Origin of the sequence: Actinoplanes lutulentus (genome assembly GCF_003259845.1) — a bacterium.
In the GTDB taxonomy this organism is placed as follows: domain Bacteria; phylum Actinomycetota; class Actinomycetes; order Mycobacteriales; family Micromonosporaceae; genus Actinoplanes; species Actinoplanes lutulentus.
The window spans coordinates 44,460-66,472 of sequence record NZ_QLMJ01000017.1 but is presented as its reverse complement, the minus strand read 5'-3'; the positions used below and the strand labels follow the sequence as shown (position 1 = coordinate 66,472).

Genomic DNA, 22,013 nt, shown 5'->3' with positions numbered 1-22,013 from the left:
TGCGATCAATGCCGGGTCTCGTTCAGCAGAACACGCAGCTCCTCGTGGGGGAATTTGTCACTGCCCTGTCGGATGCTGTAGAAGTCGGCATTGTTGTCACCTGACTGCCGGGCCCATCGGTGGCCGGCCTCGTTGGCGTACCAGGTGACGTTCTGCCCTCGAAGGTCGGCGCGAGCCAGCCAGTCGGCGGCAGTGGGCCAGTACCCGGTCCATCCCGCCGGACGCAGGGAACTGTAGGCGGCCTCGACCGTGGCGACGGCCCCATCCACGTCGTCGTCGTCGAAGACCGCAGCGAACCGGCACAGCAGGGCGAGTGCTGGGCCGGGATGGCGTTCGCGGTCCACGGCCTGACAGATCGACGCCAACTCGCACCAACGCAGCACGTGGGGATGCCACTGCGCTAAATCGTCCCAGCCGAGTTGGGCGGGCTCGCGCATACCCGGAAGCAGGATCCCGAGCTCGTGGTGGTCGAGTTCGAGGCAGACATCAAGCACCAGACGGCATCCGCCGCCGACGTCGAACGCGACCTCGACACCCTCAAAGTCCTCGTCGTCGTCCCCGATGTCACCGAAGCCGTCGTCGAGTTGCTCGGCTAAACCGCCGAGCCGCTCAAAGCCTGCTTCGCCCTCATGAGCGAAGGTATAGCGAGCCCAGAACAACGGATCCTGAAGAGCGAAAGCCATGACCTGATCATGCCTCCCGTGCCCGACGGGCCCAGGCGGCAAGAACGCCGCCCGGGACCGCACCGGTCACGGTACGAAGATCTTCTTGCTCACCGCGGCCTGGAAACTGGCCGGGTCGCCCGGGTACCGTGCGCGCCACCAGCCGGATCGGCTCTCGGTCAGCCGGCTCTCGAATTCGTAGCCGGTGCCGTCCCAGTACGACTGGTCGTCGTCGCCGATGGCCAGCCAGTCACCGGTGCCGGTCTCGGAGAACTGGAACTCGACCGGAATGGTCCCCGGCGTCAGGCTTCCCGGGAACTGGACGTGACCATGCAGGTGCACCGCACCGCTCGCCTCGCGGGAGGCGGTGAAGTCCGATACCGACGACGGCTGGAGCACGACGACTGTCACGTCGCGCTGGCTGCGGGCCACGTACGGGTCCGGGTAGCCGTCCGGCCGTGCCGGTGCGGAGTAGGAGACGCGTACCGTCGTGCTCTGGTACGGCGTCGCGGTCAGCGTGTAGGTACCGTCGGCGGCGACCGGCGCGCCGTCGAGGTAGTCGCAGCTGTCCTGGGTGTCGCACGCGAGCAGGTTGACCTGGCCGGTGGAGACCGGCACCCAGCCGTCCGGCGTGTTCCACGTGGCCGTCCCGGAGACGGTGATCGGCTCGCCGGCCTTCACCTTCTTGGCCGAGACCGTCGCGGTCACCTTGGTCGCGCGCGGTTTGATCGTGACGACCGGCGTGTCGTAGGACGACGACATGTTGTAGGGGTGGGCCTGGTCGTACGAGTAGTTGATGGCGATGTTGCGGTCGCCGTCGACGATCGGCACCGCGGCGGTGAACCTGCCGTCAGCGCCGGTGGTCGTTTCCTGCCAGTCGTTGCTCAACAGGGAGACGGGTGCGTCTGCCACCCGCCGGATCTCCATGGTGCCGGGCTGACGGCCTTTCAGCACACCGGTCACGCTGACCGACCGCTTCTCATAGGTCGCCGTGGCCGGCTTGACCGTGACCGAGTCGATGAACGTCACGACCACGTAGGCCAGCTGCCCGGCGTCCGTCACGCTGGTGGTGACACCGTTGGTGTCGGTCACCTCGACGTCGACGGGGTAGTAACCCATCTGAGGCAGGATGAACGGTTCCTGGGTTGCCCAGACCTGGGTCTCGTCCTCCTGCTCACCGCGGTAGCGCCAGAACGAGTCGCTGGAGGCGATGACGTTGCCGGTGCCGTCCTTGACGTCGGCGTGCACCGCGGACACTCCGTCGACGGACCGGATGCCGACGAGCAGGACGCCGGTGTTTCCCTCGTATTCGCTGGTTGCGTACTGGATTTCCGGGCCGGAAGCGGCCTGTGCCGCCGCCGGGACCGCGAAGACCGTCAGCGCTGCCAGCACGGCCATGACGAGCCGAGCCATTCTCATGTGGATCCTCCCCGTGTGAACCTCGCTCATATCGAGCGATGGCGATCATACGGACCGGCTACGACACTTTTCCGAAGGCGGCCGGTGAGGAAGAGGCGATCCGGGTTTGTGTTCGAGCGCGCTCGAAGATCTACCGTCGGGCCATGAACGCGAACGAGCAACTGGCTCAGGCTTTGCGGCTCGCCGTCGACCCACCGGGTGGTGTCTCGGTCGACGGCCTGCGTGACCTGGTCGCCGACGACGACTCCCTGCGGTGGGACATCGCCACGGCGGCCCAGCGCGTCGGCGTGAGCCCGCACACGCTGCGGTACTACGAGCGCATCGGTCTGGTCACCGTTCCCCGCAATCCGGCCGGGCACCGTGCGTACGATGCGGCGGCCGTGCGGCGGCTGGTGTTCCTGACCCGGATGCGGACCTCGGGGATGCCGATCAGTGACCTGCGGCAGTACATCGAGCTCGTGGACCGTGGCGACGTCACCATCCCGGATCGCCTCGACCTGATGCTGGAGCATCGCGACACGCTGCGGGCGCAGATCGCGCAGCTGCAACTGGCCTTGGCGGCCACCGAATACAAGATCGCAACGTACGGGGGAGCAACCCAACCATGAGCGAACCAGCCATCAGCAGCCCAGCCATGAACAGCGCACAGCACGACGTCACCAGCACCGACAACCTGGACCGGCGCCGGCACGGCCTTGACGTCCTCGCCCGCATCGACGGCGACGCAGGCACCTCGGTGATCAACTCGCTGGCCGACGTCTCGCCGGCTCTGGGTCATCACGTCGCGGCGTTCGCGTTCGGCGACATCTACGACCGGCCAGGCCTCGACCCCCGGTCCCGGCAGCTGGTGACCATCGGCGTGCTCACCGCCCTCGGCGGCTGCGAACCCCAGCTCAAGGTGCACGTGGGCGCGGCACTCAACGTCGGGCTGAGCCCGGACGAGATCGTCGAGGCGATGCTGCACGCCGCCGTCTACGCGGGATTCCCGCGAGCATTGAACGCGACCTTCGCCGCGAAAGAGGTCTTCGAGAACCGCGGAGTGCACACGACTCAGGCCCCCTGAACCCCGGCGGCTGCCGAAACCGCCGGGGACGCGGGTCAGAAGAACGTCGGCTCGCGCGCGCTCCGCGCGCCCGTCGCGCTTCTTGCTTGGGTACGGGATCAGCGCACCGCGAAGCCTCAGCCGGGCGAAGCGCCAGAGCGGAAGGTCGCGGCGGTTCGTGTCCACCCATGGCTCACGTCGGGTCACTGCCGGGCGGCCTGGCAGAGCTGGTCCATCATGGAGGCATGACGCGGAACCCGCTCCTGCCCGTGCTCGCCGGCTCCCGGGCAGTGCTGGTCGGCCGTGACGTCCCGGAGCCGGACGCCGACTACCGCTTCGGCCGTGGCTGGGAGTCGGCCGAGGTAGGGACGAAGCGATTCAGTCAGGTCCTGGTCTCGCCGGTCCACCAGGCCTTCGAGATGACGGGGGTCGTGGAACTGGTCGGTGATTCGCCTCCGGCCGAGGTGATCGAGGCGGTGTGCCGGGCTGCCGCGGAGGTCTCCGACACCCTGCTGTTCTTCTACGCCGCAACCGGCCCGGTCGGCGACCAGTCCGAGCTGGCGACGGTCGCGGAGATCATGCGTGGCAGCGCTGCCACGCGGCTGGTGGTGCTGCTGGACTGCCCGGACATCAGTACCGCGGCGTCGCATTTCCTCCTCCTGGCCGACACCGAGCCGGACCGGGTGTCGCTGCTGGCGGGCGGGCGGAGCATGCTGTTCAGCAGCGAGATCGACCCGTTGACCAGCAATCTCACCGAGGTGATCGCGGCCGGGGTCGAAGGCGGCTCGGAGGCGCTGGACCTGTTCTCCCTCGGTAACGCGGTGCGGGCCAAGTACACCGAGTTGCGGGAGGCGGTCGAGAACGAGTGGATCCCGGGTGAGAAGAGTCTGATCTGCTACGCGGGCAAGCGGGTGGCGCTCGGCATCAACCTGGCGTCGCCACCGAGCGGGGAGGAGCCGCTACGCCGCGAAGTGGCCCGCAGCGTCGGCCCACGCGGACCATGGAATTTCAGGAACGACGCTGTCGTCATGAACGCCGTGAGCGCGCTCACCGAAGTGATCCGGGCGGCGGCGCCTGCCTCATGGACGCCGAAGGAGGGCACCGAGCCGGAGGACGTCGCCGTCAAGGAGCCGACGGCGGAGAACGAGGCGCCGGGCCGCTACGTGTGGGTCGTACCCGGGGCCCGTCGTCTGAAGGTGTTCCGCGGTGGCGGCAACGTTCCGTGGACGTCCGCGTGGACCTTCCCTGATGACCCACGGCTGTTCGACGCCGACACGCGTGAGCTGATAGTGCGCCAGCTGCACGTGGACGGGATGATCCCGGCACCTGGCTTCTCCGCGACAGCGGCCGTACACGTCCTGTTCCCGTCGAGGCAGTCGAGCATCGAGGCCGAACTGCGGGCACTGATCGCGCTGCGGGTTCCTGGTTGGACGGCGACCGCGGCCAGCGACTCGGTCGGAGCTCGCTGGAGGGTACAGGACCCCGAGGATCAGGGCCGGTCCATCAGCATCGAGACGGAGCCGGGAGGCGGGGGCGGCGACGTGACCGTGATCGGGAGGACCGCACTCGGGGTGGAGCAGCGGATCCTGCTGCCTCACAAGTTGAGCAGACCCAGCGGGTTTCATACCGTGCCCCTCGGGGAGGCGGTCGAGGCCTTGACCGTGATGGGGGTCCTGCCGGTTGTGGCGCAATGGGGCGTTGCCCGATGACCGCCGAGCGGGAGGCGTTCGATGCCCTGCGGCCAGCGGCTGCTCAGCCTTGTGGGCTTCGTTTCGTTGGTGGGCGCGAGCGGCGATCGAGGGTAGGCCGATGGACCGCCGCTCGGGGGCGGGCAATTTCCACCAGTCGGCACTCCCGAGCACCTTTTCCAAGAAGCGCTCCGCTTCGCAGTCGCTCCGTTCCTGAGCTGAACCGGGCGGCTGCGAACCGCTGTTGGGTACGAGAACCGGCGCGCCGCTCGCGACCACGTAGCTGCCCACCCGGGGGCGCGGCGTGTGCGAAGGCTTACCGTGTCCTCAGTCGTTTCTATTCATAACCGGCCGACGCAGGCCCGCGATCACTGGCGGGGCTGGATCGGCCGTTTCTACACGGTCGGTGAACGGCTGGGGCAGGGTGGATCAGTGGCACCGGCAGCCGAGGACTACTCGTGGCTCGTGGAGACTCAGACGCTCGGTTTCAGCTTCAATCTGGCTCTGGTGCGTGGGCTCGCACCGGACGACGTCATCGCTCAACTGGGCGGCCCGGACCCGGTGGACATCATCGGAACGGCGTTGCTGGAACCGGCCGCCGGCCTGGCGATTTCGCTGCCGGACCCGGATACCTTCGACGCCACCGTGACAACAGGGCTAACGTTCGTCGCGGCCGCTCGCGTCGGTTCCTGGACGCTGATCGTAGAACCGCTCGGGTCTCTGTGCGCCATCCCGGCCGTCGCCCGGATGCTGTCGACCAGCGGTGAGATGGTCTGCTTCGACTACCACGAGCACGGCACATCCCGCTTCTCCTGGTCGCGTGACGGCGACATGCTGGTCGTACTCGAACCCGAATCCCCGGCGTTACGGGAGGGCAGCAGTCCGGATCAGCTCAACGACACGCTCACCCAGCTCGGCTTCACGGTGGAACGAAGCGACGACGTGCCGTATGACCGCCTGTATGGGCAGCGGACACTGGCGCTGATGGAGTGCCTGACCGGCGTGCGGATCACGCCCGAGCTGTTGGACAGCACGGCCTACCGATGTGCCGCCGTTCCCGGGCCGAGTGGCTGGGGCTCAGGCGCGCTCGATCCGTCGGCGGCCGGATCGTTTCTGATCGAGTTGCGGGAGCTGCTGGCGGATTATGCCGACGACCCGGCGGACCACAACAACCCGGACCGCTTCGCATGGTTCGAGATGGGCGTCACCGACAAACGAGTCAGAGCGACCGGGCACTACGGCCTCCAACTGTTCACCGCGGATCCCGCCTTCCTGCGAGCGGTCGCTCATGCTTCGCCCGAACTGCACCACCGATTGATCCGATGGCTTCGTGACCAGCCCTTCGCGGAGGCCGGGATCTTGAACGAACCCTGGTTCGCACCTGTCCGGAACGCCCTGCACCGCGGCGCTCCGATCCCCAAGGCGGAACTACGAAAGGCCGAACAGCACCTCGACTCGTCGAGCCCGGACGATCGCCGTGAGGGCCCCGGCCGGCGGGCCTTCCGGTCGCTTCGATTCCAGCCCGGCAGGAGCATCGACCCGGGCGCGATGACCTGCATCCTGATGTCCCAGTTGGCAGGGTTCCGCAGCACCGGTATCGCCGAGATCGTACCCGCCGTTCGGCAGGCTTTTCCGGAGCTCGCCGACGTCGAGATCCCCGAACAACCACCGGAACGGGACCGAGCGCGCCGCTGGCGCGAGACCCGCGAGCACGTGCGCGAGCAGCAACGAAACGGGACGTAGGCAGCCGACTGGGGCAGCCGAGGACCCGGCAACGATCGGCTCACTCTAAGATCCGTCCAATCAAGATTGTGAATACAAGGGCTTCCCTCCAGCCGGAGACGTACCACCTCGGCGGTGGACATGCCCATGTGATCAGGCCGAGGACCTTGATCTCTGTTGGGTCAGGGGCTTGCGCACTAAAACCCATCCGCTCGATCGTTCTCGAAGGAATAGGCTCGGGTACGCCGGAGTTACTGCTCGCCATGACGACTTTCGGAATCATCGGGGCTGGGCACATCGGGAGCCAGGTCGCTCGAGCAGTGATCGCTTTGGGAAACGACGTGGTGATCGCGAATTCGCGTGGACCCGAGACGCTCACCGCCCTGATCGACGACCTCGGCCCGTCCGCGCGGGCGGCGACGGCGCAGGAGGCCGCTGCTGCCGGTGACGTGGTGGTCGTCACCGTGCCCTTCGGTAAGTACAAGGACGTTCCCGTCGAGCCGCTGGCCGGGAAGATCGTGCTCGACACCAACAACTACTACTGGGAGCGCGACGGCCGCTTCGGGGAACTCGACCGCGGCGAGGCAACCACCTCGGGCCTGCTGCAACAGCACCTGCCTGATGCCAAGGTGGTCAAGGCGTTCAACCACATCACCGCCGTCGACATCACCACCACCGGCTCCCCGGCCGGTACGCACGGACGGCGCGCACTCGTGGTGTCCTCGGATCATCCCGACGCTGTCGCCTTCGCCACTGACCTCTACGACCGGATCGGTTTCGATACGGTCGACGTAAGCCCTCTGAGCGAGTCGTGGCGGGTCGAGCGCGACCGTCCGGCGTATGTCTCCCGGCAGGACAAGGCCGAGCTCGAAGCGAACCTGGCGAAGGCTCCACGCACGATCTGACCCACGAGGGTTCCGCCGCACGACCCGCCGGTGTGGTGCAGCGGAACCCTCACTCGCCGGGCTGGATGCACCGACCCGGTCGCTCCACAGCGAACCGGACCAGCCTTCCGGTACGCGGCGTCGTCGGCCACCAGGGCGGAGGGCGCGGGCCCCGCGTGATGGAACAGCGTGAGGCTGATCACCACCTCGACGCTGGTGGGGTGGTCGGTGCGGCGTTGCTCCCAAACCGGTGATCGGGGCGGGGAGCAGGCGGGGTTGAAATCGGCAGCGTCGAGCAGCGCTGAACGGCGTTCGGTAGCGTTGGGCGACGGCGGCTGAGCAGGCCGAAGCTGCGTTTTTGCTGTTCAGCGGCTTGGTCGGGCTACGTTCACACAGGAGTGGTCGCAGGATTCGTGGGTCAAGGTCGGATCTGGTAGTCGATGTCCCGACCCCCGGTGGGCGGCCTTGTCAGGTGAGGTGGCCGATGAGGCCGGGGCGGGAACTCGATTAGATCACGCTGAGCGCGTGCGGATCGATGCTCCATGCGGCGGCGACTCGCATGACGTCGTCCTGGTCGGGCCACCTGCCGCCCGGTTCGGTCACGGAGGCCCGCACCTAGCCCGTCCTGTCGTTCCGCGATCATGAACCTCATGGAGGGTCAGCAGGCGCCGCGGTCGGTCGAGGGTGGGGCGAAGGTCGTCACGCTCTGCGGATCGATCAAGTTTGAGGCTGAGTTCGCGCAGGTCAATCAGCGGCTCACGATGGAAGGTTGCGTCGTGATCAGCCTCGGGATGTTCAGCCTTCCCGATCTGCCGGGCTACGACTGGGCAGTCGACAGCGAGGACCTGAAGGGGCGCCTTGGCCGCGTTCACTTCCAGAAGATTCGCATGGCTGACGAGGTGTACATCGTGGATCCGGGCGGCTACGTCGGTGAGTCGACCCGGCGGGAGATCGCCTACGCGGAGGCGCTCGGCAAGCCGGTTCGGTATCTGAGTCGCGAGCGCTGAACGCGACCTTGACGCATTCCGTTATGGGAATATGATGGCTGGCATGGCACGAGCAGCGACGACCTCGGACGCGTTCAACGCGATCGCCGAGCCTCAGCGGCGGGACATTCTGGCGCTGTTGCGGGCGGGTGAGTGGCCGGTCACTGACCTGGCGCAGGAGCTGGGGATGAGCCAGCCCCGGGCGTCGAAGCACCTGCGGGTGCTCCGGGAAGTCGGGCTGGTCCGGGTCCGGGAGGTGGGCAAGCAGCGCCTCTACGGCCTGGACGCCCAGGGGCTGCGGCCGATTCACGAGTGGGTCGGCGGGTTCGAGCGGTTCTGGAACGGGAGTTTCGACCGCCTGGAAACCTACGTGCAGGACCTCAAGCAGACGCAGCAGCAGGAGGATTAGGGCGATGCCAGAAACACGGACAGCCGACCGGGAGGTGGTGATCTCCCGGGTCATCGACGCGCCTCGGGAGCTGGTGTTCGCAGCGTTCACCGAGGTCCGGCACCTGTCTCAGTGGTGGGGTCCGGAGGGATTCTCCACCACCACGCGGTCCTTCGCATTCCACGCCGGTGGTGTCTGGGACTTCGTGATGCACGGGCCGGACGGCACGGACTACGCCGAGTGGATCACCTGGACCGAGATCGTCGTGCCGGAGCGGATCGCGCTGCTGCACGGTGAGTCCCGCGACGATCCGAACGCCTTCGTGTCGGTCCTGACCTTCGAGGTGGAGGGCGCGGCGACCCGGATCGTGATGCGCACGGTGTTCCCCACCAAGGAACTGCGCGACGAAGCGGTCGAGAAATACCACGCGATCGAGGGCGGACAGCAGACTCTCGGCAACCTGGCCGCCTACGTCGAGGAGATCAACTGATGGCCGGCAAGGTGTTCTTCAGCGTCTCGATGTCGCTGGACGGCTTCATCGCGCCGTCGTCGCCCGAGGAGCTGATGGGCAAGCAGTGGATGGAACTGCAGGGGTGGGTGTTCCCGCAGCGGTTCTTCCGGGAAAACCTGAAGTTCGGCGGCGGGGGAGGCGAGGAGGGGCGCGACAACGACATCCTGCGGGAGACGTTCGAGCGCACCGGCGCGAGCGTGATGGGCAAGCGCATGTTCGACGCCGGCGAGCACGCCTGGCCGGAGGACGCGCCGTTCCACACGCCGGTCTTCGTGGTGACACAGACAAAGCGAGACCCTTGGGTACGCGCGGGTGGCACCACTTTCCACTTCGTCAACGACGGCATCGAGGCCGCACTCGACCAGGCCCGCCAGGCCGCCGGCGACCGCGACGTGCGCATCGCGGGTGGCGGCGAGACGATCCTTTCGTCAGTGAACGCCGGGCTGGTCGACGAGTTCACGATCGCGCTGTCGCCCGTGCTGTTCGGCGCGGGTGTCCGGTTGTTCGAGGGTGTGGACGCGTCCAGGGTCGCACTGGAGCAGGTTCGCTCGGAGGCGTCGGACCGGGTCACCCACCTCACCTATGTCGTGCGCGCGAGGTAGGCGCTCTTTGGGCGTACCCAGAAGGGTTTTAATCGGGGTTGCCGATCAGCAGTTGGTAGACGCCGGTGATGTCCAGGACCTGGCGGACGCTGGGGCTCGCGCCGGTGATGGTGAACGACTTGCCGGTGCGATGGCAGTGGTTGAGGGCGGCGACGAGCGCGCCCAGAGCCGCGGAGTCGAGGAAGATCACCGCGGACAGGTCGGCGACGACGGCTTCGGCGGTGGGCTGGTCGAGTTGATCGATCAGGGTGAGGCGGAGTTCGTCGGCCGCGGCGAGATCGAGTTCGCCGCCGAGGGCCACGATGCGGGTGGTGCCTTCGTCGTGCAGACGGCTCGACCACAGGGGTGTTTCGGCCATGCTGTTCCTGACGTCGTGGATCACGCGCTCGGCCTGCTGGCACCGCGACGCCTGGTGGAGCTCTATGGGTCTTCAGCTCTGCTTCTTGCCCTGCCGGGGCCGAGTGCAAACGGCGTCAGCGCGGAACACGCAGGGCGAGCAGGGCCACGTCGTCCTCGTGGTTGTCGCCGGCGAGGCGGGTCAGAGTCTCGTCGAGCAGGTCGGGGAGTGGCGCGGTGGCCAGGCCGCGCAGGACCCGGTGCAGTTCGCGTTTACGGACGTCGATGACATCGGTACGGGTCTCGATCAGGCCGTCGGTGTAGAACAGCACCGTCGAACCCCGTGGAAGCGTGCGGGTGTGATCGTTGCGTGAGGTGTGGTGGCGTACGCCGAGGAGCATGTCGCGGCCGGTCAGCGGGGTCACCGTGCCGTCGAGTTCGATCAGTACCGGCGTGGGGTGCCCGGCGTTGGCCCATTGCAGGCGGTACCCGGCGGCGTCCGGTTCGACGTACGCGAGCACCGCGGTGGTGGGGAAGTGGTCGTCGAGGATCCGCATGGCGTTGTCGAGGCGGCGCAGCAGCGCGGACGGCGGTTCCTGCCGGTCGATGATGTAGGCACGCAGCATGCTGCGCAGCTGTCCCATCCGGCCGGCGGCGCGCATGTCGTGTCCGGCGACGTCGCCGACGACAAGCGCGAAATGCTCGTCCTTCACGCGGACGACGTCGTACCAGTCGCCGCCGACGTGCTCGCCGCGGGTGGCCGGGGCATATCGGGCGGCCAGTTCGAACGGCGCCGCCTCCGGCAGGTCGCTGAGCATGGCCTGTTGCAGCAGGGTGGCGACCTGTTCCCGGGAGAACAGGTAGTCGGCGCGCAGCAGGGCCTGTGCGACGTAACCGGCGAGGGCGGCGAGCACCGTGCGTTCCGCGTCGTCGAGGGGATAGGGCTGTTTCCAGGCGAAGGTGAGCGTGCCGATCGGGCCGGCCGGCCCGGGCAGCGGCACGCTGACGGCGGCCTGCCAGCCCATCTCCTGGTACGTCGCCTCGGTCGGGCTGAGCGGGGAAACCCCGACGTAGTCCGGGTCCAGGGTGCCGGTGACCAGGGTACGGACGATGTCCACGACGTCGGCGACCGTGGTGGTGTTCGCCAGGGCGACGCTGGCGCGCAGCAGCAGCTGGCTGCGGTCGAAAGCGGCGCCGGTGGCGCCTTCCCGGTCGCCGGCCGCGACGGTGGCGATGCGCAGCCGCAGACTGTCCGAGCAGGTTGCCGCCAGGTCGGCGAGCAGGTCGAGCTCGCCGGTCGTCCACTGCCTCGGCGAGGTGTCGATGGCGCACAGGGATCCGAGCAGGTGACCGTCGGCGTCGGTCAGCGGCATGCCGGCGTACCCGACCACGCCCAGCTCGGTGACGGCGAGGTTCCCGGCGGCGCGCGGGTCGGTGCGGGCGTCGGTGATCACCAGGGGTACGCCGCTGGTGACGACGTGCTGGCAGAACGAGTGCGACAGCGGCGTCCATCGTTGCTGCTGCCAGGGTTCGGCCAGCCCGCACGCCCCGGGGAACACCTGCTGGACGTCGTCGACCAGCGACACCAGCGCGACGGGGACGCCGAGAGTCCGCTGAACGATGCTCGCGAACCGGTCGAACGCGGGGTCGGGCTTTGCTTGCAGGCCGGTCCGGCGCAGAGCGTGCAGGGGGATGTGGTCACCAGACGTCTGCACTCAGTCCCCTTACGCCGTACCTTCTCGCCTGTGACGGTAGGGCATTTCCCGGAACCCCCGGTTTTTACGCGGCCTCCGTGTCGTTCGCTTGTCTCTTAAGTTACCCATGAGTAGCATCGGGCTGGTTCAACCCGCGCAAACACCCCGGAGCCGTCGATGCCTACCCTCGATCGTCAGAACGATGTCTTCATCCTCGACCTCGGGGACGGCGAGAACCGGTTCCACCCCGACTGGATCGCGTCGGTGAACGCGGCCCTCGACGAGGTCGAGAAGGCGCCGAACCCGTCCGCCCTGGTGACCGCGGCGACCGGCAAGTTCTTCTCCAACGGCCTGGACCTGGCCTGGCTGGGTGTCAACGGCGACCAGTACGACGCCTACGTGATCAGCGTCCACGACCTGTTCGCCCGGTTCCTGGCACTGCCGGTGGTGACCGTGGCGGCGCTGCAGGGTCACACGTTCGCGGCCGGAGCGATGCTGTCGCTGGCCCACGACTTCCGGGTGATGCGCGCCGACCGCGGTTTCTGGTGCCTGCCGGAGGCGGACATCGGCATCCCGTTCACCCGGGCGATGTCCGCGCTGATCCAGGCCCGTCTGTCCCCGGCGACCGCCCACGAGTCGATGGTCACCGCCCGCCGGTACTCGGGGTCGGACGCGGCCGCCGCCGCGATCGTCGACAGGGCGGTCGGCGAGGACGAGGTGCGGTCGGCCGCGATCGAGATCGCGGCGGCGCAGGCCGGCAAGGCCGGCTCGGTGCTCGGCACGATCAAGGCCCGGATGTACGCCCCGGCGCTGGAGTTGCTGCGCGACACCGACAACCCGCTGGCGTGACATAGCGAATTCGGGCCTACACCCGCTGCGGGCGTGGTCACATCCACAGTGGGTGTAGGCCCGAAAAGCCATATAGGCCTAGGCCGGGACGGCCGGCGCGCGGAGGCCGGCGAGGACGAGGGCGGCCAGCTTGCCGATGATGCGGGCGCCGCCCGGCGCCGGCAGCCGGTGCAGCGAGGCGAGCGCGAGCAGCCCGGCTCGGACGTCGTCGGCGTCGACGCCCTCGCGGAGCACTCCGGCCGACCGGGCGCGGCTGACCAGGATGTTCAGCGCCTCGGAGTGTTCCTGACGTTCCTTCGGAAAGGCGTCGCCCGACCCCAGCAGCGCCTCGTTGAGCGCCCGGTCGTGGATCTGCCGGTCGGCGAACGTGAGGATCGTGCCGGCCAGGGCACGCCACGGGTCCGGGTCGTCGAGGGCCGCGCGTACCTGCTGGTTGCAGGCCTCGACGCGTTCGGCGAGCACCGCCGTGATCAGCTCGGTGCGTGACGGGAAGTGCCGGTACAGGGTTGCCACGCCGATTCCCGCCCGCCGGGCGATCTCCCGCATGGGTGCGTCCAGCCCGGCGTCGGCGAACGTCTCGCGCGCCGCGGCAAGGACCCGTTCGCGGTTGGAACGGGCATCGGAACGCTGGTTCTGAGACATCTGCTGCCGCTGTCCTTCTCACTTCGACGCTCGGCGGAACACCCGCTCCGTTTCCGGCTTACGGTACGACGCAGCCACGTCAAGGAGCGTTCGATGTTCGCAGTACGGTTCGAGGAATTCGGTGACCCGCGGGTCCTTGCGCTCGGTACGGCGCCCGCGCCGCGGCCGGAGCCGGGCCAGATCCGGGTACGCGTGCGCGCCGCCGGCGTCTCACCGGCCGATGCGGCCCTCCGGTCGGGTCGTACGCCGATGAGCGCCCGCCTGACACTGCCGCACATCCCTGGTGTCGACGCGGCCGGTGTCGTCGACGAGATCGGTGACGGCGTCGGCGGGGTGGCCGCCGGCGACGAGGTCTTCGGCGTGGTGGATCTGGCGAAGCTCGGCGGCGCCAGCGCGGAGTTCGCGGTGCTACACCTGTGGGCCGACAAGCCGGCCGGCATGCCGTGGGAGCAGGCGGGTGCGGCCGGTTCCAGCGTCGAGACGGCCACCCGGGCTCTCGACCTGCTGGATCTGGAGCCGGGGATGACACTGCTGATCGACGGTGCCGCGGGTGGTGTCGGCAGCGTCGCCGTCCAGCTGGCCGTGGCTCGCGGCGTCCGTGTCGTCGGTACCGCTCGTGCGGCCAACCACGACTTCCTGGCGAGGCTCGGGGCGGCGCCGATCACCTACGGTCCGGGACTCGCCGGCCGGGTCACCGGGCGGGTGGACCGGGCTCTGGACGTTGCCGGGGCCGGATCGGTGCCCGAGCTGATCGGGCTGACCGGCGACCCGGGCGCAGTGCTCACCCTGGCCGACTTCACCGCTCGTGAGCTGGGCGTTCGTCTGTCGATGGGGCAGCTCGCCGGTGAGCCCGACGGCGGACACGGCCTGGCGGTGGCCGCCGACCTGTTCACACGGGGCCGGTTCACCGTTCCGATCGACGCCGCCTTCCCGCTGGCGAAGGCGGCCGACGCCCACGAGCTGGCGGAGCAGGGATCCCGTCGCGGCAAGATCGTGTTGACGGTGGACTCTGTCCGGCGTGCCCGCACGGGTTCGCGCCTTTAATCAGAGGCGCGGGGGCGATCTTGGCGGTTACCGTGGCGGCGACCGGAGAGACCGGGGAGGGAAGTGTCATGGAGCGCGTCAACGACCGTCTGATCAACTGGGCCAGCCTGATCGAGGAGGGCACCCTGGCTCAAGCCCGAACCGCGTCGACGCTGCCGTTCATCTTTCCGCACATCGCACTGATGCCCGATGCGCACCTCGGTAAGGGCGCGACCGTCGGTTCGGTCATCCCGACGCTCGGGGCGATCATCCCGGCGGCGGTCGGCGTGGACATCGGCTGTGGCATGGCGGCGGTGCGGACCCAGTACCACCGCGATGATCTCGGGCCGAAGCTGGCCGATCTGCGTACCGCGATCGAGCGGGCCGTGCCGCTCTCGGCGGGCTCGTACAACACGGTGCTCACCGAGACGGCCGCGCGCCGGGTCGAGGAGCTGACCGTCAAGGCGGACAAGGCCGGTTTTGATCCGGGACGGTACGCGGGGAACTGGACGCTGCAGCTCGGCACGCTGGGCAGCGGTAACCACTTCATCGAGGTGACCGCGGACGAGAAAGGCGCGGTGTGGCTGTTCCTGCACTCCGGGTCGCGCGGCGTCGGCAACAAGATCGCCACGCATCATATCAAGGTGGCGCAGGAGGCGATGAAGCGCTGGTGGATCAGCCTGCCAGACCCGGATCTCGCGTACCTGGCCGAGGGTACCGAGGAGTTCTGGCGTTACATCCGTGAGCTGCGGTGGGCGCAGGACTTCGCCCTGGCGAACCGGGACGAGATGATGGACCGGGTGATCGACTGCTTCGCCGCGTTCGTCGGCGGGCCGGTCCGCGAGCTCGAGCGGGTGCAGTGCCACCACAACTACACGGAGCAGGAGACCCACTTCGGCAAGAAGGTGTGGCTCTCCCGTAAGGGCGCGATCAACGCGGAGAAGGGCCGGCCGGGCCTGATCCCGGGTTCGATGGGTGACGCGTCGTACGTGGTGGTCGGCAAGGGTGACCCGGTTGCGCTGAACTCGTCGCCGCACGGCGCCGGGCGTAACTACTCGCGGTCGAAGGCCCGCAAGACCTTCACCCGCGAGCAGCTGCGCGAGGCGATGAAGGGCATCGAGTACCGCGACACCGACGCGTTCCTCGACGAGATCCCGCAGGCGTACAAGCCGATCGACGTGGTGATGAACGACGCCGGCTCGCTCGTCGAGATCCGGCACACGCTGCGCCAGATCGTCAACGTCAAGGGCGACTGACGCCGGCCGGGGACATCGTGGAGGCTGCGTGAGTTTCCCGGATCCTGTGCCGCATCGCCGGTCTCTGTGAGCGTTTCCCCTCCGGCTCGGCCGGAACTCGAAGGGCGGCGGTCTCCGCCTCCATGCTCTGCATCGTCACACCGACGCTGTAGCGCCCCTGGAGGCGAAATGCCCATCGATGAAATTCTCACTCTTGTGGCCGGCGTGCTCAGCATCGTCGCCAATGCCGGGCGGATCGGCGGTCTGGTAGCCGCCGCCGCCCGGCGATGGCGGGGCCGGGCCGGCGACGACGGTCAGGACCAGCCGCCTCGCCGGCCGTAGATCAGCTTCCGATGTGCCCAGAGCTGATCCCGTGCGCGGAGGGTGTCCATGTCGAAACGTCCGGTGCGGAGCATCTCGATGCCGAACTGGCTGACCCCGAAGTGCAGGCTGCGGTGGTACTGGAAATGCCACCACTCGGCGCACAGATAATCCGCCGGGAATCCGGGGCGGGGGCCGATCGGGGCGAACCCGTGCCCCGCCGCCGCAGCCGTGAAGTCGACGACGCGGGCGGTGACCCGTACCGATGTGGTCGCCGCCCCCTCGTGCACCACCGCGTCGAGGGTGCGGGGCCGGCCCCGCGCGGTCCTGGCCCAGACCCGCCACTCACCCGGCTGCTCGGTCACGAGGTACGGGTCCGTGTGCGGGTCCCGCATCCCGTCGGCGATCCACAGGTCGAAGGCCAGGCCCGCGTAGTGCATGGACGCCGCGGACCGGCCTGAGGTGACCGGGGCGTCCGGCCGGCGCACCCCGCCGGCCGTCGTGACGATCGCGCCCGCCGACACCATCTCGTCCCGCAGCGCGCGGAACGCGTGGGCGGCGTCGGCGCGGAGCCAGAGCGCGTCATGGCCGTGCGAGCCGGACGGCGAGACACGGACGTCGACCTCGGATCGGACGATCGGCACCAGGTCCCTGTCGTCCGCTGCACCCAGGTGCAGCTCCCAGAGCGTGTCCGCGCAGGCGATCCCGTCCGTGCGAAGCTCGCCGATGCCGCGCTGGAAGACCGATACCGCGTCCAGGACGTCGCGCGTCGTCGGGCCGGAGACCGTGATCCCGTTCTTCTCGACGAGCCGGCGGAGCGATTCGGCGTAGGCCCGCTCGTGCCTTCTCAGCACCGGCTCGTCGACCCCGAGATAGGCACAGAGCCCGGAATAGGTGCCGTCCCCGGCTTCACGAGCCGTCACGCCACACCGGCCGGCGCCGAGCCGACGAGCTCCCGAACCGCCGCGGTGGCCGGATGTGTGCCCGGCAGGTCACCGAGGTACCACAGCGCATTGCGCAGCTCCCGCCGATAGCGCTCCTTCCGGTCCCGGTGGATCAGCCGCGCGCAGACACCGGCGAGCTGCAGCAGCCGATGCGCGGCGGCCACGTGGATCCGGCTGACGAAGAGCTCCGGCGAATCGGGGGTCAGACCGGCTCGCCGCCAGATGCCGAAGGCCTCGTCCAGAAGGGCACGGCGAGCCGAGGAGGGTCTGCGGACGGCCGGATCGAACACGAACGTCGCGAGGTCGATCGAGGCCGGCCCGACCATCGCATCCTGGAAATCGATCACCCCGAGCCGGCCGTCCAGCCCGACGATCAGGTTGCCGGCGTGGAAGTCGTTGTGCTGGAAGCACGCGGGCTGCCCGGCCAGCTCCGCGGCCAGCGCCCTGACGACCGGCTCGCCGGACGGCAGGAACCACTCGAGGAACGGTTCCAGCGCGACGGACAACTCCACCGCGCCCCGGCGGGGGAGATCGGGCGCCGCGCCGAGGGGAAGGGCGTTCATCGTCGCCAGAATCGTCAGGGCCGATCGCGCGACTCCGGGACACTCGCCCGCGGCGAAAAGATCATCGAGCCGGGTACGACCGAGATCGGACTGCAGCATCACTCCGGCTGACCGGTCGTACGCCAGCACGGCGGGCACCGGAAGACCCGCCGTGCAGAGCCAGTCCCGGATCGTGCCGAAGCGCAGCGCCCCGGCCTGGCCGCCGGCCGGATCGAGGACACAGCAGATGATCGACCCGCGATCGGTCGACGCGCGCAGGTAGCGCCGTGTCCCCGCGCCGGACGGGATGCTCTCCAGGGCGGCGACGCGGTAACCGTGACGCGTGAGGCAGGCCCTGGCGCGCGCGGCTGTCGCCGTTACGCCGGCACCCATGCATGCCCCTCCTTCTTGTGGCAGCTCGAACAGCCCGGCACGACCGCGCGGGTCTCGGCCGTGACGCGGCGACGCAGGTCGCGCGCCCGGTCGAGCACTGCCATCACGCCCTCGTCCACGACCGAGCCGAGCCGCGTTCCCTTGCGGAGCAGGCAGGTCCAGGCGTAGCCGTCGACGTCGATGGCGAGCACGTTGCCCAGCCAGAAACACGGTCCGCGCGGTATCGCGAGCGGCTGGTGCCCGATGACCGCGCCGTCGAGGTCGACGGGTTTCTCCACCACGTGGCTGTCGACCCGTTCGGTGATTCTGACGAATCGTTCGTCGTACGATTCCGGGTCGACGCCAAGATCGAGTTGGTAAATGCCGATGAAGGGCGTTGCGCGCCCGTTTCTCGCGTCGAGCAGCGCCTCCGCGCCACGCAGCGCTTTCGGCCAGGCGCCGGCGCCGCGATTCTTCTCGAACGAGTCGCGATCGCCGCCGTCCAGCGACATCATCACCCGCTGGCCGGGGTGAGAATCGATGATCGCGGGTGCGTTCCGGTCCGTGATGATGGTGGCGTTCGTGTGCCACTCGACCGGCCAGGGGTGGCGCGTGAGGGCCGACAGCATCGCCGCGAGACGGGGATTGCTCGCGGGCTCACCCCTCCAGTTGAGATGGAACTTCATCACCTCGACGGGCGCGGCCCGGACCGCGTCGACGATCGCGGAAAACAGATTCATCCGCATGAAAGAGGCGGATCGCATCGGAGTCGTATAACAGAGTTGGCAGGAGAGATTGCATGTCGCCGAACTGTCGAGCCAGATCCAGACAGGTGTTCTTGCGAACGTCGCGCTCACATTCCTCGCCCCACGTCGTCAGATACAAGATCATGAATAGCTCCGACCGCGGACATCGGCAATCTAACATGGAGAAGGGTCGATGCGGAATGATCTTGATAGCGTGGATGAGGTGAGCCAGCCATCGGCCGATGACGTGCACCGGCTGCTCAATGCCTTCCGGTCGACTCTGGACGGGACGTGCTCGGCGAGCACCAAGGCGGTCCCCGCGGCGCTGGCCGGTCATGTCGTCGATCCGGAGACCGGGATTCGCCGGCCGCTGGGGCAGACACGGCAGCTGCTTCTCGGCCAGGTCGACCGCGCGTTCGATCTGACGCCCCTCGAACGCACCGTTGTGTCGCTGAGTTACGGCCTGCACCTTCTGCGGATGCCCGCGACCCACGAGACGGGCCCGAGCATGGCAACGCTGCTGCCCGCGCCGGCGGCGAGTACCGGCCGGCCCCGGACCAGCGATCCGCACCTGCTCGGGGTCAACGGCGTCCGGCACTGCCGGAGCAAGGCGCTCGCGAAGCTCGCCGCCGTCTGGACGCCCGAGCCCGGCCCGGAACCGGTGGTGCCCGCGGTGGAGCCGGCGGCGACGAAGGCGGCCTGGTTCCGGCACGCCACCACCCGGCTGGACGAGGCGGACAGGTTCGCGCTGGTGCTCAACGCGCTGCGGTCGGCCCGCCGCACCTGCGGCTCAGTGCCCGAGATCCGCGACGAGCTCTGGCTCGACCTCGACTGGTGGGAGTTCCGCAACGCCCGGTCGCGTCTGGGTGTCGCGCTGGGGCGACCGGACCGGCCGGTCAATCAGGTCCGGCTGGCCCGCGCCGAGGCGAGGATGAGCATCGCGCTGTGGGATCTGCTGGCGGGGGTACGCGAGACGGCCGCACGGAACACCGGATCACTGACGTCGCTCGTCGTGCCGAGCCGGTTCGTCAGTGACATCGTCGGACTCGACTCGCCGGTGGAGGCCGCGCGGTCGGCCATCGTCAGCCTGGAACAGCAGGGGCTGCGCGGCGTGACCGACCCGGATCTCGCGCTGCTCGTCGCGTGGCTGGAGCCGACCCTCCCCGACGAGCTGGACGCCGAGTGGTGCGGCCGGGCAGCAGCGGTGGTGACCAGGGCGGCCGCCGACCACCCCGCACTGCAGTCGATGGGTTCGAACTGGTTCGACATCGCGACAGCCCGTGGTGCGCCCGTCCGGGTGCTGGCGGAGGCGGCCCTGAACCTCTCGGTCGCCTACTCGGCCCGCCGTCGGTACGCCGAATCCGCCCACGCGTTGAACAGCTTCGCGCCGTCCGCGGGCACCGATCCCCTCACGGCGGGCCTCCTCGCGATCGGGCAGGCGGCGTGGCGCCGGCGTGCCCTCAGTGAGGTCCTCCGGTCGCACCGCACCTTCGACCTGGACCGGGCCAGGCAGATGGCGGCCGACGGGGTGCGGCACTCGCAGACGGCCGTCGAGCAGATCCGGCGAGCCGGTGCCGACGGCATCTCGGCCGAGCTGCGCGCGACCGTCCGGCTGGCCGAGGCGCTCGCCCTCGGCTCGGCGCTGCTGCACACCACCACGGTCCGGCCCGGCCGGGCGGCCGCCGCGCTCAGCGCGCGGGCGACCACACTGTTCGACACCACCGCGGACCTGGTCAGCCGGCACAGTGCCACGAACGATCTGCTCGCCTACGAACGGGCACGCTTCCAGGTCATCACCGACATCGCACATAGTCTCGAGCGGGGTGACCAGATGACTGAGTTCGGCGTTCTGTCACGGGCCAGACGACTCTAATTTCGGACGGTGGTTCGACATGCAGTACACCTTTGTTTCCAGTGCCCAACCCGGCCCACGGGAGAACGAGGATTTCGTGGTCGCGTCCGCCGACTGGGTGCTGGTCCTCGACGGGGCCACGCCACGCCGGGGAGTCGACAGCGGCTGCCGTCACGGGGTTTCGTGGGTCACCCGGCGGCTCGCGGCGCTGACCACCACCGTGTTGATGAACGAGCCGGACTGTTCGCTCGGCGACGGCCTCGCCGAGGCCATCCGGGCGCTGCGCCGATGTCACGGACCGTCGTGCGACGTCGACAATCCGGACAGTCCGTCGGCCACCGTGAGCCTGCTGAGGCACCGGGCCGATGTCGTCGACTACCTGGTGCTCGGTGACTCCCCCCTCATCCTCGAGGTGCGCGGCGAGGTCACTCCGATCGTCGACGAGCGGGTCAACCAGCTGCGCGACTACTCCGTGCAGGGTGTCCGCGCCAGCCGCAATCAACCGGACGGATTCTGGATCGCCTCGACGTGCCCGGAGGCCGCCCTCAACGCCCTCGCCGGCAGCCTGCCCGCGAGCGAGGTGAGCCGCGCCGCGGTGATGACCGACGGCGTGTCCCGGTACGTCGAACGGTTCGAGCTGGGCTCGTGGCGTGACCTTCTCGACGAGCTGTCGACGAGCGGTCCGCTGAGTGTCATCGCCCGGGTACGGGCGGCCGAGAAGGCTCTTCCGGAGTTCAGCGAACAGCCCAACGGCCGTCCGCTGAAGCGTCACGACGACGCCACTGCCGTCTACCTGGAGATAAACGGCTAGGGACGCAGGGCTGCCAGGATGCCGGCGACCTGCGCCTCGTCGGTGGTCTCCCGGCCGGAGCCGCCGGCCGGGGCGGCGGTGCCCAGGCCCACGCCGACGTTGTCCGCGACGGTGCGTTTCGCCGACGCGTGCACGGCCGGGACGCCGGCACGGACCAGGTCGGCGACGACCTCGGGACGCACGCCACCACCCGCCATGATCTCGATGCGGCCGGCGGCGGCCTCGACCAGGGACGCCAGCGCCGGCAGGGCGTCGGCCACGGAGTCGGCCCCGGCTGAGGTGAGCACTCGGCGTACCCCCAAATGGGCGAGAACGTCGAGAGCCGCCGGCGGGTCGCTGAGCGTGTCGAACGCGCGATGGAAGGTGACGTCGGCGCCGCAGGCGGCGTCAATGACCCGCTTGACCAGGTCGGCGTCGACCTGACCGGCGCGAACGCCACCGACGACGACGCCGGACGCACCGGCCGACACGGCATGCCGGACGTCGCGCACGATCAGGTCGGTCTCGTCCGGGGTGTGGTCGAAACCGCCCGGCCGGGGACGCACCAGCACGTGCACGGGCGGGATGCCGGCGGTGGACACGGCGGCCTCGATGAAGGCGAGCGAGGGTGTGAGCCCGCCGAGCGGCAGCGCGACACACAGCTCGATCCGGTCCACCGCGAGCTTGGCGGCGACCGACAGACCGTGCGTGTCCTGGACCGCGAGCTCGAAAGCGACGTCGTTCGGCTTCAGCGGAGGCTCCT

Annotated in this window: 24 protein-coding genes; 15 read left to right on the top strand and 9 right to left on the bottom strand. The window is 69.0% G+C overall.

The window, feature by feature from the left end:
* Positions 1 to 5 precede the first annotated feature (5 nt).
* Together B0I29_RS31260 and B0I29_RS31255 are read right to left on the bottom strand one after the other, a co-directional pair.
* Positions 6 to 683, bottom strand: coding sequence for a hypothetical protein (locus B0I29_RS31260; protein WP_111652718.1), 678 nt, complete (start codon positions 681 to 683; stop codon positions 6 to 8).
* A gap of 66 nt (positions 684 to 749) precedes the next feature.
* Entirely contained in the window at positions 750 to 2,081 is a 1,332-nt protein-coding gene (locus B0I29_RS31255; protein ID WP_146616938.1) for a hypothetical protein, read from the bottom strand.
* A 143-nt stretch (positions 2,082 to 2,224) separates the two neighbouring features.
* On the opposite strand from B0I29_RS31255, the gene B0I29_RS31250 reads away from it, so the two are divergent.
* The 9 genes from B0I29_RS31250 to B0I29_RS31210 all read left to right on the top strand — a co-directional run bounded on the left by B0I29_RS31250 (position 2,225) and on the right by B0I29_RS31210 (position 9,904).
* Positions 2,225 to 2,689 carry a MerR family transcriptional regulator gene (locus tag B0I29_RS31250; protein WP_111652895.1) on the top strand — a complete coding sequence of 155 codons (465 nt, stop codon included), beginning with the start codon at positions 2,225 to 2,227 and terminating at the stop codon, positions 2,687 to 2,689.
* Positions 2,686 to 3,144 carry a carboxymuconolactone decarboxylase family protein gene (locus B0I29_RS31245; protein ID WP_245972859.1) on the top strand — a complete coding sequence of 153 codons (459 nt, stop codon included), beginning with the start codon at positions 2,686 to 2,688 and terminating at the stop codon, positions 3,142 to 3,144. Before B0I29_RS31250 ends, B0I29_RS31245 begins: the two co-directional genes overlap by 4 nt.
* 224 nt (positions 3,145 to 3,368) lie before the next feature.
* Positions 3,369 to 4,832: a hypothetical protein gene (locus B0I29_RS31240; protein ID WP_111652715.1), complete on the top strand. Its 1,464-nt coding sequence runs from the start codon at positions 3,369 to 3,371 to the stop codon at positions 4,830 to 4,832.
* Positions 4,833 to 5,132: 300 nt separating this feature from the next.
* Entirely contained in the window at positions 5,133 to 6,554 is a 1,422-nt protein-coding gene (locus B0I29_RS31235) for a DUF6461 domain-containing protein (RefSeq protein WP_183192743.1), read from the top strand.
* Positions 6,555 to 6,796: 242 nt separating this feature from the next.
* Entirely contained in the window at positions 6,797 to 7,438 is a 642-nt protein-coding gene (locus B0I29_RS31230) for an NADPH-dependent F420 reductase (protein WP_111652713.1), read from the top strand.
* A gap of 629 nt (positions 7,439 to 8,067) precedes the next feature.
* Positions 8,068 to 8,424 (top strand): hypothetical protein, encoded by a 357-nt coding sequence (locus B0I29_RS31225; protein ID WP_111652712.1) that lies wholly within the window; start codon positions 8,068 to 8,070, stop codon positions 8,422 to 8,424.
* A gap of 43 nt (positions 8,425 to 8,467) precedes the next feature.
* Positions 8,468 to 8,812: an ArsR/SmtB family transcription factor gene (locus B0I29_RS31220; protein ID WP_111652894.1), complete on the top strand. Its 345-nt coding sequence runs from the start codon at positions 8,468 to 8,470 to the stop codon at positions 8,810 to 8,812.
* Positions 8,813 to 8,816: 4 nt separating this feature from the next.
* On the top strand, positions 8,817 to 9,281 hold the full coding sequence (locus B0I29_RS31215; protein ID WP_111652711.1) for an SRPBCC family protein: 465 nt from the start codon (positions 8,817 to 8,819) through the stop codon (positions 9,279 to 9,281).
* Positions 9,281 to 9,904: a dihydrofolate reductase family protein gene (locus B0I29_RS31210; RefSeq protein ID WP_111652710.1), complete on the top strand. Its 624-nt coding sequence runs from the start codon at positions 9,281 to 9,283 to the stop codon at positions 9,902 to 9,904. Before B0I29_RS31215 ends, B0I29_RS31210 begins: the two co-directional genes overlap by 1 nt.
* A 28-nt stretch (positions 9,905 to 9,932) precedes the next feature.
* Here the strand turns inward: B0I29_RS31210 and B0I29_RS31205 are convergent, their stop codons facing one another.
* Both B0I29_RS31205 and B0I29_RS31200 read right to left on the bottom strand, forming a co-directional pair.
* The gene (locus tag B0I29_RS31205) at positions 9,933 to 10,262 is read right to left on the bottom strand and encodes an STAS domain-containing protein (protein WP_146616937.1); all 330 of its coding nucleotides are present in this window, start codon (positions 10,260 to 10,262) and stop codon (positions 9,933 to 9,935) included.
* Between the two features lie 115 nt (positions 10,263 to 10,377).
* A complete protein-coding gene (locus tag B0I29_RS31200) occupies positions 10,378 to 11,955 on the bottom strand; it encodes a GAF domain-containing SpoIIE family protein phosphatase (protein WP_111652708.1) in 1,578 nt (525 codons plus the stop codon).
* A 156-nt stretch (positions 11,956 to 12,111) separates the two neighbouring features.
* Between B0I29_RS31200 and B0I29_RS31195 the strand changes: the two genes are divergently transcribed.
* On the top strand, positions 12,112 to 12,783 hold the full coding sequence (locus tag B0I29_RS31195) for an enoyl-CoA hydratase-related protein (protein ID WP_111652707.1): 672 nt from the start codon (positions 12,112 to 12,114) through the stop codon (positions 12,781 to 12,783).
* 78 nt (positions 12,784 to 12,861) lie between these two features.
* Here the strand turns inward: B0I29_RS31195 and B0I29_RS31190 are convergent, their stop codons facing one another.
* Positions 12,862 to 13,425 (bottom strand): TetR/AcrR family transcriptional regulator, encoded by a 564-nt coding sequence (locus B0I29_RS31190; protein WP_111652706.1) that lies wholly within the window; start codon positions 13,423 to 13,425, stop codon positions 12,862 to 12,864.
* Positions 13,426 to 13,518: 93 nt separating this feature from the next.
* Here B0I29_RS31190 and B0I29_RS31185 point away from each other — a divergent pair, with 93 nt between their 5' ends.
* From B0I29_RS31185 to B0I29_RS45995, 3 genes are all read left to right on the top strand, one after another.
* Positions 13,519 to 14,469 carry an NADP-dependent oxidoreductase gene (locus B0I29_RS31185; protein WP_111652705.1) on the top strand — a complete coding sequence of 317 codons (951 nt, stop codon included), beginning with the start codon at positions 13,519 to 13,521 and terminating at the stop codon, positions 14,467 to 14,469.
* A 68-nt stretch (positions 14,470 to 14,537) separates the two neighbouring features.
* Positions 14,538 to 15,704 carry an RtcB family protein gene (locus tag B0I29_RS31180; protein ID WP_111652893.1) on the top strand — a complete coding sequence of 389 codons (1,167 nt, stop codon included), beginning with the start codon at positions 14,538 to 14,540 and terminating at the stop codon, positions 15,702 to 15,704.
* A gap of 168 nt (positions 15,705 to 15,872) precedes the next feature.
* On the top strand, positions 15,873 to 16,025 hold the full coding sequence (locus B0I29_RS45995; RefSeq protein WP_181558059.1) for a hypothetical protein: 153 nt from the start codon (positions 15,873 to 15,875) through the stop codon (positions 16,023 to 16,025).
* Here B0I29_RS45995 and B0I29_RS31175 read toward each other — a convergent pair.
* The 3 genes from B0I29_RS31175 to B0I29_RS31165 are packed head-to-tail and all read right to left on the bottom strand — an operon-like array spanning position 15,998 to position 18,719.
* Entirely contained in the window at positions 15,998 to 16,927 is a 930-nt protein-coding gene (locus B0I29_RS31175; protein ID WP_111652704.1) for a hypothetical protein, read from the bottom strand. The genes B0I29_RS45995 and B0I29_RS31175 overlap by 28 nt on opposite strands.
* Positions 16,924 to 17,883: a phosphotransferase gene (locus tag B0I29_RS31170; protein WP_111652703.1), complete on the bottom strand. Its 960-nt coding sequence runs from the start codon at positions 17,881 to 17,883 to the stop codon at positions 16,924 to 16,926. The genes B0I29_RS31175 and B0I29_RS31170 overlap by 4 nt, the downstream gene beginning before the upstream one ends.
* Complete coding sequence (locus B0I29_RS31165) at positions 17,868 to 18,719, bottom strand: radical SAM protein (protein WP_181558058.1); 852 nt, start codon at positions 18,717 to 18,719, stop codon at positions 17,868 to 17,870. The genes B0I29_RS31170 and B0I29_RS31165 overlap by 16 nt, the downstream gene beginning before the upstream one ends.
* A gap of 112 nt (positions 18,720 to 18,831) precedes the next feature.
* Here B0I29_RS31165 and B0I29_RS31160 point away from each other — a divergent pair, with 112 nt between their 5' ends.
* Both B0I29_RS31160 and B0I29_RS31155 read left to right on the top strand, forming a co-directional pair.
* Entirely contained in the window at positions 18,832 to 20,481 is a 1,650-nt protein-coding gene (locus B0I29_RS31160) for a hypothetical protein (RefSeq protein WP_146616936.1), read from the top strand.
* Between the two features lie 19 nt (positions 20,482 to 20,500).
* Entirely contained in the window at positions 20,501 to 21,271 is a 771-nt protein-coding gene (locus B0I29_RS31155) for a protein phosphatase 2C domain-containing protein (RefSeq protein WP_111652700.1), read from the top strand.
* On the opposite strand, the gene B0I29_RS31150 is transcribed toward B0I29_RS31155, so the two are convergent.
* Positions 21,268 to 22,002 carry a copper homeostasis protein CutC gene (locus B0I29_RS31150; protein ID WP_111652699.1) on the bottom strand — a complete coding sequence of 245 codons (735 nt, stop codon included), beginning with the start codon at positions 22,000 to 22,002 and terminating at the stop codon, positions 21,268 to 21,270. The genes B0I29_RS31155 and B0I29_RS31150 overlap by 4 nt on opposite strands.
* Positions 22,003 to 22,013 lie beyond the last annotated feature (11 nt).